Source organism: Lysinibacillus sp. NPDC093712, assembly GCF_050280025.1.
In the GTDB taxonomy this organism is placed as follows: Bacteria; Bacillota; Bacilli; order Bacillales_A; family Planococcaceae; genus Lysinibacillus.
Genome location: NZ_JBNNUU010000001.1, coordinates 21,808 through 33,787, shown reverse-complemented (window position 1 = coordinate 33,787; position 11,980 = coordinate 21,808). Strand labels below are relative to the sequence as shown.

The following is an 11,980-nucleotide window of genomic DNA, read 5'->3' as shown; positions in this document are numbered from 1 at the left end:
AATCAGGAGCGTTTTTAAGCATGAAAAAAGATTAGCAGGGCAAATTACTTGCCCGCTAACCTTTCTTGATGTTCTTGATAACGCCTATGTACGGTTGCCTTACTTACATCGAAGCCAAGACCTCTTAGTGTCGCAGCAATTTCCTCATAGGTAAAGCCACGATTGCGTAGCTTCACTATTTCTTCTATAGGCACTTCCTTACGCTCCTGACCATTTGGATTACCACGCTTGGAAAGATTATGTTCGGGACGATAGCCATTTTCTACTGCACGACGCATGCCACGACGAATTTTCGCATTATGGATTTTACGTTGATATTCCTCAACAATAGCTAAAATTTCGAGCAACATCGTATCCATCTCATTCAATTGTACAGGCCCTGCATCACGCATGGAAAAAACATCTGTTTCCGTTTTTTGCAATAAATGAAGTACAGCCATTCGTGCATTACCACGCCCTAAACGTGTTTCATCTTGCACAAATAATGCGTGTATCTCTTTTTCTTTAATATAATCGAGCATTTCAAGTAATCCTTCGCGCTCAACATCATACCCACTATGCTTATCCAGAAAAACATTTTTCACATCGTAGTTTTGTTCCTTAGCATAACGAAGTAATTCTTCTTGTTGACGCTCCAATGAAGAACTTTGTGTCTCTTTTTCGGTGCTCACACGGCAGTAAATTACAGCCGTTCGTTGTTTATTCATCATCTTTCACTTCTCGCAATTTCAATTGAATTGGTGGGTATCTTATTGTCCCCCACTACTGGTATAACAAGTGATTTTCCAGCAACTATTTTTACGCTATGTAATTCGTTCTCGGCTTTCACAAGTTTTATCCAGTCGTCCATACCCATTTTACCACGGTATTGCTCAGCTAACGACCATAAGCTATCGCCATGTTCGATATAGATTTCAGTGTAAGTAATGTCTCCAGGATCAGTTATAACAAGATAACCTGCAAATAGTAAAAATGCGCCTAATAAAATTGAAATATGTGTATTTTTTTTAAACCAATTCATTCATCATATCCCCTTTTCAGAATGTTTGTTCGGAATGTATGTTCTTATGATAAAGCGAACAGACGTTTTTGTCAAACACTTTTCGAACCTATGTTTGCATAAGTGTTCGCATTCTGCTATACTATCTAGTAAGAAGATAGTAAGAAGAATGATATAAAAAAAGAGGTGAGCAATCATGAAAAAAGTTTCGAAAAGACAAGAGGATATACTAGCGTTTATCAAAGAAGAAGTACGTGCAAAAGGGTATCCGCCATCTGTACGTGAGATTGGGGAAGCAGTTGGACTTGCATCAAGCTCAACGGTTCATGGACATTTAGCTCGATTAGAGCAAAAGGGCTTTATTCGACGAGATCCTACTAAGCCACGTGCGATTGAAATTTTAGAGCCAGAAGATTCAATTCAAAAGCAAAGCGTCATCCATGTACCGCTTGTTGGTAAGGTAACAGCTGGATCACCTATAACAGCCATTGAAAATATCGACGAATATTTCCCATTACCTGATATTTACGGTACAAGTGAAGATCAGCTATTTATGTTAGAAATTATGGGTGAATCGATGATCGAGGCGGGCATTTTTGATGGAGATTTAGTCATCGTCAAGCAAAGAGCAACAGCTGATAACGGTGATATTGTTGTTGCAATGACAGAAGAAGATGAAGCAACAGTTAAACGCTTCTTCAAGGAAAAAAATCATTTTCGCTTACAGCCAGAAAACGCTACAATGGAACCGATTATTGTAGACCAAGTTTCGATTTTAGGACAAGTAGTCGGCTTATATCGCCGTGTACATTAATGCATTCTCATACTTAGCAAACAAAAAAGAGAAGCACTCATGCTTCTCTTTTATATTTTAAGCTCTCCTGAGTGAAGGCTGCAAAGAGTTTCTGTGCAGCTAAATCTCCTACTACTGCTTGTTCTTCTGGGTGCCACTGCACTGCTAAACAAAACGGATAGTCTTCGTGTACGAACGCTTCAACTAGGCCATCACTCGATTTCGCTGCAACGATTAGCTTCTCTGCTAATACATTTACAGCTTGATGGTGAAATGAATTCACAGCAATTTTTTCTTCCTCGATAATTGATTTTAACAACGTATCTGGCGTAATTTGCACATAATGTGTAGCAACACCACGAGCCGCTTGTTGCGTATGCTTTAACAGCTTACTACTATGATATTCGCTATCAATATCTTGGTATAAAGTTCCACCTAATGCAACATTAAGTATTTGCATGCCACGGCAAATCCCCAAAATTGGCATTTTCCTTGTAAAAGCCGCATGAATTAAGGCAAGCTCCACCCTATCTCGTTCTGGATGTATTTGTCCTAGCTTCGGTAGAGGCTCCGCTCCAAATTCAAATGGATGAACATCATGACCACCAGATAATAATAAGCCGTCCGTCAACGATAAAATTTGTGCTACATCTTCCTCTACCCCTAGTGGAATAATAAATGGAATGCCACCAGCCTCAATGACACTTTTGCTATAGGCTACATTCAATTTTGACGATAAATCGTCCTCCGCAAATGCTGTAATACCAATAATTGGTTTCATCCATATACCCCCTTACCATAATCCTACATACCAATCGATGATGACTTCACCATAGAAATACACGATAATTGCAGCTAAAGCAATGGATGGTCCAAAAGGAATCGGCGTTTTTCGACCTTGTTGCCGTACTTTGAGCACGATTATCCCGACAATCATACCAATTACCGCCGCTACAAATAATGTCAATAATGTATTTATTGTACCAAGTACAAGTCCAAGTAAAAAGAATAATTTTATATCGCCACCGCCCATACCACCACGTGATACAACAGCAATACAATATAATATGCCAAAGCCGACGACGGCACCTACGATACTATCCCACCACGGCGTTAAAAGCGATAGCACACGTCCAATAGCTAATAATGGCAAAAAAAACAAAAGCACTTTATCAGGAATAAGCATATATGCAAAGTCCGATACGACAAGGATTACTAATAATGAAATTAATAGTATCGCTACGATAAACTCTTCACTAAAGCCCAATTGCCAATACGAAAAGGCGAATAATACGCCTGTTAGCAACTCCATTAGCGGATAAATCCACGAAATTTTTTGCCCACAGCTACGACATTTACCTGCTAAAAAAACATAGGACAAAACTGGCACTAAATCAATTGCCGTTAATTGTCTTTGACAGCTCGTACAATGAGAGGGCGGCTTAACAATTGACTCCTTTATCGGCACACGTAAGCCTACAACATTAAAAAACGATCCAAAAACTAGCCCAAATACAAATACTAGTATTGTATAAGCCATTTCCATTTTTATTGCCTCCTAAACTAACATAGCGCCCATACTTTGGAGTATGCGCGCCTTTACATCATTGTTCTCCCTCATAATAGAAGGTTGTTACCTGAATGGTAGCTATAATGGATGAATCTGCATCCTCCTCGAATAAAACCTCTTCCCCAGTTAATGTAATATCTAATGTGTCGATTTTCATCACACGTTCAATTTTTTCAATTTCCTTTAAAAATTCAAGCATTGCCTTCGTATCTATAGCAACAACATCAATACTAAACGTCACTAATTTCAACTCTGCTGGTAATGATTCTTTAGCAATAGTAGACGTTGGTAATGCTTTATCCCCTTCTTCACCATCTGCTTGCTCGCTATTTTCAGTAAGTTGTTGTGCTATGTCACTGACCGCTTGCTCCTCAATTGCTGGCGTGTTTGGGTCAATAATCGCAGAGTCCATCACGAGTGAATCATAATTATTAAATTCTACAGCTTCAACCCGTGTTCCTGTTACTGCTTCGATTTCTTCGATATTTCGAATAACGCCTTCAATAGCACGTGTTTGAGGCACTTTTTTTCGCAAAGAAAGCACACTTACACCATGTGATTGCTGTACCGTATCTAATGCAACAATTTGCTCCTGTATTGTTGCAATTTCTTGTTGAAGTGCACTAACGTCTCGTTCCTTCGCCTCTACCTCTTCCAATTTAGGGGTTAATAAATAGTAATAGAGTGCAAATAACAGGGCTGCGATTAATGCGGTTAGCAGAAGAATCGCTGAGTTTTTGCTGCTTGTCATGATTCTCTACCTCCAGCCAAATAAATAAAATCAATTGCCAATGTAATGGTTACCGAATAACGCGGTAATTCCTGATATTTATCTTTCAAATTTACTTCGCTTTGCTCCCCAATCGATAACTCAAAATTTTCAATTGTCCCAACTTGAATATCCGTAAAATAAGGGCTTACGTTTAATTTATCAAGATAGTTTGAAATAGCTGACATCGTTTCAAAATCAGCGGTAATTTCTATATTTGTTTCACCAAATTTATAATTCCGTAAATACGTCTGCTCTGGCAATAATGCTTGTGTCTCATCTATTAATGGTGTCACAGGGTATGCTACATGATTGACAAATTGAACCGATTGCTCTAGCGAACCTGCATTCATATTTCGTATACCAGCCAATTCTATTTGTAGCTGCTCTTGCTGTGACGTCAGCTCTATTTCCTGTGCATTTAATTTCGTAATCTCGCCTCTCGCCTGGAAATATTGGATTATTATGAATGCTAAAACGATACCAACTAGTACAATAATTAATATATATAAGAGTATTGGTGCTGATTTCTGTTTTTCTAAATTCGGTAAGAGGTTAATTTCAGGTACCATCAGTGTACCTCCTTCAAAGCCAGCCCAATTAGACTCGCAAACTTCTCAGAAAATTGAGGGAATGATTTTTGTACCATAGCATCATTTAACACTGTAATGGGCGTTGTGAAATTATTACTTAGAAACTCAGTAATCGTAGGCAATAAAGGATTATCACCTAAAAGGAAAATATCATCTACACTTTTCTCACCTTTATGTAACGAGAATTTAAAAAAGTTCATAATACGATCAATTTCAAGAATTTGATCCGTTAGTGTCAATTGATAATTATCTTGATCATCTATTAAATGGAATGAGTAATTAAACTCCTCCTGCTCTTTTGGTTGCCATTTTGCTAAGTTTGTTTCAAACGATTGATAACGTAAAAACTCTAGTTGACCGTAAGAATAAATGCTAATCGACAATTCGTTTATCGACCAATCTGCTATTAAATATGTTCTGTCTATTTCTAGTAATTGCATATGCTCTAATAGACGAATATTACATAAAGCTCGAATATCGGCAGCTTGCGGTTCTAGCGAAGCATCGAGCAACAGCCCGATCGTTTTATTCACTTCATCTGATGGAGCCGCAAATAACATCGCTTGTCCATCATTAGGTGTTGGATCATAAACATCTATAAGTGGCTCGTGAAATGGTAAATGAATCGTTTGCCCAAGCTCCATTTCAGCGTAGCTTTTTAACTCTTTTGATTCAACATCATGCGGATGCTCAAAGCTCTTTAGCAACACCGAAGTATCTGGTACAAAAATACGTGCATTTTGCTTCTTGCCTGCCCATTTGGCAACATGATTTTTCATCATATTAAACAATACGATTTCATCATTGATTATTGAACCTTCGACTATTCCTTGCGCCAATGGCAACTCATAGCCCTTCCACTGCGATGGATCAGCACCTTTTGCCACAAGCGCACGCAAAACATAATCCTTTATTTCAATCGACACATGCGAATTCTTTTTCTTTTTAAACATGTGAAAAGATGCCTCCTTTGACTGAATGAAGTGTCTAAACATTAACCATCCATTTCCCAACCAGAAGCGCAGTATTGGCTACGCTTCTGAGTGAGTTGGGAGGGTTACTAATCAACTTTTGGGTTTTATCGTTTTTGTTGTTGATAATTTAGATCCCTTATCTTTATCTTCATTAATATCATTAATTGTTGCTTTCTCAAATTTCACTTCTTGTCCATTCACCTTTTGCTCAGAGTCTCCATCAAGTTCATGTGGTTTTCCTGATGTAACAGAAGCAGTTTCTGAAATTTTACCTCGTGATTCTAAATATTTTGCATGTTGCAACTGAGCAACAGTTATAGAAATAGTAGTAACAGCTCCTGCATCTCCTTTGTCATCGGATTCACCACCTGGATTATCCGTATAATATAATTGTGCAGCATTTAATACATTAATTGCATCAGCTTTTACTGCATTATAACGAGAGTTATCAATAATATTCCCAATCGCAGGAATCGCAATGGCTGCAACAATCGCTAAAATCACGATAACAGCTAGTAACTCGATAAGTGTTAAACCTTTTTGGTTTTTTAATAGTTTTTTGTTCAGTAATTTTTTGAACATAGTGTGTTCCTCCTTTAATAATGTTTTATAATTAGTGCGAAAACACGTACACCCGTAACGACGTCAGTTATTTTCTACACCACCTCCTTTAAGTTTTCGCATGTTTACATACTTTCATAGAGTGCGAACATCGGTAGGAAAATCGCTGCTACAATCACACCAACAACTCCTGCTAAAACGAGTATCATTAATGGTTCGATTAGCGATTTTAATGTATCGACTGAGCGATCGACTTCGTCCTCATAGAAATCTGCTATTTTTTCTAACATATAATCGAGCGAACCTGTTGTTTCACCTATTGATGTCATTTGCGTTACTAAAGGTGGAAATAACCAGCTTTTTTCTAATGGCTCCGATAATGTACCACCCTTTTCAAGATTTTCGCGTGCCTCTATAACGACCTTTCCTACAACTGGATTGCCTACAACTTTTTCAACAATCGTTAGCGCATGTAAAATCGGAACGGCACTACTAAACAAAGAAGATAATGTTCTTGTCATACGAGCAATGACATTTTTTTGCATTAAAACACCAAATACAGGTATTCGTAGTGCCGCATAATTCACATTGTAATGAAAGAGCTTATTATGGTTATAAAAATATCTAAACAGGATGACTGCTAACAAGAACATGCCAATCACTATATACCAAAATTCAACTAACCAATCTGACACGCTGACAACAATAACTGTTAATAGCGGCATTTCTAAATCCATGTCTTCAAAAGTTGCCATAAATGTTGGGACGATAAAAATCATTAAAAACATCCCTACCGCGATTGTCAGCACCGACAAAATAGCTGGATAAGTTAATGCCGATTGCACTTTTTTCTTAATTTTAAATTGCTTTTCTAACGTACCTGCTAGTCGCTCTAAAGTGTCATCAACATTTCCTGTCGCCTCTCCAGAACGCATCATATTGACGAACATCACTGGAAAAACTTTTGGATGCTTTGCCGCTGCATCTGAAAATGAAGTACCACTACGGATGTCCTCTTCAACTTGCTCCAAAGCCTTTTTTAGCGGCTTACTTTTCGTTTGCACACCTAAAATATGTGTAGCTTCAACGATCGACACCCCCGCGCGAATGAGCGTTGCATATTGACGACAGTAAATAACGAAATCTTGATGCTTCACTTTACCGCCGAGATTTAATTCTTTATGCAAAAGGCTTTTCGACTCTTCTAGCTCTCGCGCATTAATGCCTTGCGTGCGTAATTTTTCGAGTGCTGCCTTTTTATTGACTGCATCAATAATTCCTTTTTTGTGTGTACCAGTTTTAGTACGTCCGCTGTAGCGAAAAACGGTCACTGATACTCACCCGCATTCATAAATGGTCTTGCATCCTCCAACGAAATTTTCCCCATTGCAATCAACTGCTGCATGGATGACTCCAATGTGTGCATACCGAGCGCACGGCTTGTCTGCATTACACTTGGAATTTGGTGTACCTTTTCATTGCGGATTAAGTTAGCAATGGACGGTGCCTGGACTAATATTTCCGTTGCTGCAATACGCCCCTTTGCATCTTTTCGAATAAATAAACGCTGTGAAATAATCCCTACTAATACATTCGCTAACTGCACACGAATTTGTCCTTGCTGATGTGGTGGAAAGACATCAATAATACGATCAATCGTAGTTGGTGCACTACTTGTATGCAATGTCGCCATAACTAAGTGACCTGTTTCAGCGGCTGTAATAGCTGTTGAAATCGTTTCATAGTCACGCATCTCACCGACTAATATCATGTCAGGGTCCTGACGTAGTGCAGCACGTAAACCATTGGCAAAGCTTTGTGTATCCACACCTACTTCTCGTTGATTGATGACCGACTTTTTATGTGTATGTAAATACTCAATGGGGTCTTCAAGTGTAATAATATGCTTTGCTTTCGTTTCATTAATATAGTCAATCATCGCAGCTAGTGTCGTCGATTTCCCAGAACCTGTTGGACCTGTTACTAAAATAAGTCCTTGTGGTTTTTCAGCTAGCTGATACAATACCTGAGGCATATTTAACGATTCAATGGACGGAATTTTTGCTTCAATTAAACGTGCCGCGACTGTCATTTCATTTCGCTGATGATAGGCGTTTACACGAAAGCGACATTTCCCGGGCAATGAATAGTTAAAATCCGTTTCACCTTTATCATGAAATTCTTGGCGTTTATGGTCAGGTAAAATAGCTTCCACCATCGTTTGCAATTCCTCTGAAGTAAGTGGTTCAGTCCCGTAATGCTCCAACTGACCATGGATGCGATAGACAGGAGGAATCCCCTTTGTTAAATGTAAGTCTGACGCCTTTTCCTCAAATGAACGTGTTAAAAGCTCTTCTATATTTCTCGATGTTGTCATCATACGGTTCACATCCTAGTCTACATTTGCTACACGTAATACTTCTGAAGTAGTCGTTTGTCCTTCAACAACTTTTAACAATCCATCTACTAGTAACGTGTAATAGCCTTCTTGTTTCATATAGTCGCGAATAGCACTATCTCCACTACGATTTAAAATCATATCTTTAATCGATCGATCGATTGGTAAAATTTCATGGATGGCCATACGCCCTCGATACCCCGTTTGATTGCATGAAGGACAGCCCCTTCCACGTCTACCATGTGTTACCCCTTCAATACCGTTTTTCTGCATGATTTCGAGTTCATGATTCGTGAAAGCATAGGTTTCTCCGCAATCTCGACATACTTTACGCACTAAGCGTTGTGCCATAATCCCTACTAATGAAGAAGATAGTAAAAATGGCTCTACCCCCATGTCCTGCAAACGAGAAATAGATTCCACCGCACTATTTGTATGCAATGTACTTAACACTAAATGCCCTGTTAAGGAGGCACGCACAGCAATTTGTGCAGTTTCTAAATCTCTTATTTCACCAATCATTACTATATCTGGGTCTTGTCGCAAAATAGAACGTAATCCATTTGCAAATGTTAACCCAACTTCTTCTTTCACTTGAATTTGGTTAATGCCATCGAGCTGATATTCCACAGGATCTTCTACTGTAATAATATTGACGCCTTCTTCGTTCAAGTTACTTAAAGCAGCATACAATGTAGAGGACTTACCTGAACCAGTCGGACCAGTAATGAGCATAATGCCATTGGGATGCGCAATCATTTTACGGAAAAATGCTTCATTGCGCTCTGTAAAGCCAAGCTGATCTATCGCATTCGCCACATTGCTTAAATCCAAAATACGCATTACAACTTTTTCTCCATAAACAGTCGGCAACGTAGAAAGTCGAATATCCACTGGTTTGAAATTGACATTTGTTTTAATACGTCCATCTTGTGGAATACGATTTTCTGTAATATTTAAGTTGCCCATAATTTTAATACGAGCGAGTACTATACTTTGCATGTGCTTAGGCAAAGACCGTTCAGTTTTCAGCACACCGTCTACACGATATCGAACCCGTAAATCCGTTTCTTGTGGGTCAAAGTGAATATCACTCGCACGTTGCGCAACACCGTTCGCAATAATTTGATTGACGAGTCGCACTATCGGTGAATCTTCACGTTCGATTTCTACTTGTGTTTCTCCAGCAGTTGCCCCAATATCTTGCAATGCCGCTTCCATTGATTCCTGTAAATCATAATATTTCGTAAGTGTTCGATATAAATCATCTTTTGCGGCTATACTTGTTTCGATTTGACAGCCTGTCGCCATGCGGACCTCTTCGATCGCGAAATAGTCCATCGGGTCCGCCATCGCGATAAATAGCTTGTTTTTTTCACGTCGAATCGGAATAATATTTGCACGTTTTGCTAGCTCCGCAGGAACGAGCTGAAGTAAATCCGGGCTTATTGAGTATTGATTTAAATGAATATGTGGGATGCCTAATTGAAACTCCAGCACCTCAATTAATTGTTGCTCTGTTAAGATATTTTCTTTAATTAGAAAATCGCCTAACTTTTCTTCCTTTGTTTTCGTCGTAAGAGCATACTCTAGCTGCTCATTTGTAATAACGCCCGATTCAACAAGTAAATCCCCTAAACGCTTCCGCCCAGTTCTTACAGCCATTTGCATATGCTCCTCTCATTACGGACTTGTTTGTACAAAATTACCGCCTTTATCGTAGTAACCATAAACAATTTCCGGATCATTCGACGATGTCGTATTTGAAGATCCACTTGTATTCGAAGTGTTACTATTGGTAGATGGATTTTTAGAAGGTTGTTCTGGTAAATCCGCTAATCCGTCCCCATCTAAATCAACCTGTAAATCCGCATCATTTGAAGTATTTCCTGTTCCATCACTAACTGCAGGCTGTCTTGAAGATTGCACAACAATTCGATTGATTGGTGCGTAGTAATCACGGCTTACCAATTCTTCCCGAGAACTGCCGTTTTCCACTATCGATCGGTACACTTCTACGCGCACACCTTCTTGTCCATTTTGGATAATCTCTTCTTGTCCAATGGCTAAATCTTTTGAATAGCGAGTAATGATTCGCGGCTGGACGATTTTATCTTTACTTACACGAACGGTAATCTCTTTTTCTTTGTTTTGAGCTAATAATTCTACTTTTAATGAGTCGTTTTCAATCATTAGTTTTAACTTACTTGGTTGATTGGCATAATTGATAAATTGCAAATCTTTATTTAATGCACGATTGACTGCTGCATCCAAACCTTGTTGTAAATACTCCATCTTTTTGTCTTGTGCATGGCGCTCTAAAATCTCAAATTCTGTTTGCAATGCCGTATGATAAATTAAAGAAGCTACAAAATTTAACCCTTCACTATTAGCTTCCTCTGCCTTTTCTCCTATAACGCTTAACAATGAGAACGGCTCATTCGGGGGGATAATAAAGTCATTTAACGTATTTACTAGTGCTAAAACCCCTACTGCATTTTCCGGGATATGCTCGATTGATAATGCTAATCGCTCTTCTTCCATAGAAGTCGTATCTGCAACGGTTGCTTCAATGCTATGTTTATTTAGATTAGATGCTTGCGCTATTACTTCATTTAAAGTAGTTTCTGCCTCCCATACCCCCATAGATTCAAGCTGCTTTGTCAGCTGCTCGTTCCCTATGACTTGTAAAGGAATATGAACTGTCCGTTTTCCCTCCCAGAAGGCAAACCATGACTTATCCGTTAAATTACGATATTCAGCCACCGAACTTGCGACGTCAAATACTAACAATTTTGGATCGAGTGATGTTGTTACACCTGCACCTTCAACAGTAATCGGCGTTTCCTGCCAAACACGAATAGCTTCTTGCAAAGCTACCTCTATTGCATCCTCTTCTAAATTTTTTACTAAAACGCCCCCAATTGTGGAGCCATCCCCTTTAGCTAGCGCACGATCTATAATTAGATTCGGAAGCCATAAAGCTAACAGCACAACTAAACCTACTATAATCGCACCCAACTTCAAATATAATTTCATAGCCTCACAACCTTTACTAATTTATTGAAAAAATGAATGTCTATTATATTATTTAAAATCATTACTATATATCTATGTTTTTATAATACTACAAAGGTATCTCGTTTGAATATACCTTTTTACCCAAACTTTGGCATGTTTCAGAATTTCGACATCATTTTTTGTGCTATATTATTCAATTAATTAATAATTAATAGGAGAATAATAGGTTAAACAAAACGAAAAAAAGGCCAAAACCCGTATAATCTCGAGTTCAGACCTTAGTTGCTTGATGAAATTAATA

General features: G+C 38.6%; 13 protein-coding genes. 1 reads left to right on the top strand and 12 read right to left on the bottom strand.

What is annotated here, in order from left to right; genetic code table 11:
• Positions 1-44: 44 nt before the first annotated feature.
• Together ACQKNX_RS00175 and yneA are read right to left on the bottom strand one after the other, a co-directional pair.
• Positions 45-710 carry a YneB family resolvase-like protein gene (locus ACQKNX_RS00175; protein WP_427427026.1) on the bottom strand — a complete coding sequence of 222 codons (666 nt, stop codon included), beginning with the start codon at positions 708-710 and terminating at the stop codon, positions 45-47.
• Positions 707-1,021 (bottom strand): cell division suppressor protein YneA, encoded by a 315-nt coding sequence (yneA, locus tag ACQKNX_RS00170; protein WP_427427025.1) that lies wholly within the window; start codon positions 1,019-1,021, stop codon positions 707-709. The genes ACQKNX_RS00175 and yneA overlap by 4 nt, the downstream gene beginning before the upstream one ends.
• A gap of 175 nt (positions 1,022-1,196) precedes the next feature.
• On the opposite strand from yneA, the gene lexA reads away from it, so the two are divergent.
• Positions 1,197-1,814: a transcriptional repressor LexA gene (gene lexA / locus ACQKNX_RS00165; protein ID WP_401008790.1), complete on the top strand. Its 618-nt coding sequence runs from the start codon at positions 1,197-1,199 to the stop codon at positions 1,812-1,814.
• 37 nt (positions 1,815-1,851) lie between these two features.
• Here the strand turns inward: lexA and ACQKNX_RS00160 are convergent, their stop codons facing one another.
• The 10 genes from ACQKNX_RS00160 to ACQKNX_RS00115 all read right to left on the bottom strand — a co-directional run bounded on the left by ACQKNX_RS00160 (position 1,852) and on the right by ACQKNX_RS00115 (position 11,697).
• A complete protein-coding gene (locus ACQKNX_RS00160) occupies positions 1,852-2,574 on the bottom strand; it encodes a gamma-glutamyl-gamma-aminobutyrate hydrolase family protein (RefSeq protein ID WP_427427024.1) in 723 nt (240 codons plus the stop codon).
• Between the two features lie 12 nt (positions 2,575-2,586).
• Entirely contained in the window at positions 2,587-3,339 is a 753-nt protein-coding gene (locus ACQKNX_RS00155; RefSeq protein ID WP_427427023.1) for a prepilin peptidase, read from the bottom strand.
• Positions 3,340-3,397: 58 nt separating this feature from the next.
• Complete coding sequence (locus ACQKNX_RS00150) at positions 3,398-4,114, bottom strand: potassium transporter (protein WP_427427022.1); 717 nt, start codon at positions 4,112-4,114, stop codon at positions 3,398-3,400.
• Entirely contained in the window at positions 4,111-4,704 is a 594-nt protein-coding gene (locus ACQKNX_RS00145; RefSeq protein ID WP_427427021.1) for a PilN domain-containing protein, read from the bottom strand. The genes ACQKNX_RS00150 and ACQKNX_RS00145 overlap by 4 nt, the downstream gene beginning before the upstream one ends.
• Positions 4,704-5,678 (bottom strand): type IV pilus biogenesis protein PilM, encoded by a 975-nt coding sequence (gene pilM, locus ACQKNX_RS00140; RefSeq protein WP_427427020.1) that lies wholly within the window; start codon positions 5,676-5,678, stop codon positions 4,704-4,706. Before pilM ends, ACQKNX_RS00145 begins: the two co-directional genes overlap by 1 nt.
• A gap of 111 nt (positions 5,679-5,789) precedes the next feature.
• Entirely contained in the window at positions 5,790-6,281 is a 492-nt protein-coding gene (locus ACQKNX_RS00135) for a prepilin-type N-terminal cleavage/methylation domain-containing protein (RefSeq protein WP_427427019.1), read from the bottom strand.
• Between the two features lie 104 nt (positions 6,282-6,385).
• The gene (locus ACQKNX_RS00130) at positions 6,386-7,591 is read right to left on the bottom strand and encodes a type II secretion system F family protein (RefSeq protein ID WP_427427018.1); all 1,206 of its coding nucleotides are present in this window, start codon (positions 7,589-7,591) and stop codon (positions 6,386-6,388) included.
• Positions 7,588-8,640, bottom strand: a complete 1,053-nt coding sequence (locus ACQKNX_RS00125; protein WP_427427017.1) for a type IV pilus twitching motility protein PilT — start codon at positions 8,638-8,640, stop codon at positions 7,588-7,590. Before ACQKNX_RS00125 ends, ACQKNX_RS00130 begins: the two co-directional genes overlap by 4 nt.
• Positions 8,641-8,652: 12 nt before the next feature.
• The gene (locus ACQKNX_RS00120) at positions 8,653-10,323 is read right to left on the bottom strand and encodes a GspE/PulE family protein (protein ID WP_427427016.1); all 1,671 of its coding nucleotides are present in this window, start codon (positions 10,321-10,323) and stop codon (positions 8,653-8,655) included.
• A gap of 18 nt (positions 10,324-10,341) precedes the next feature.
• Complete coding sequence (locus ACQKNX_RS00115) at positions 10,342-11,697, bottom strand: VanW family protein (protein WP_427427015.1); 1,356 nt, start codon at positions 11,695-11,697, stop codon at positions 10,342-10,344.
• Between the last annotated feature and the right edge of the window lie 283 nt (positions 11,698-11,980).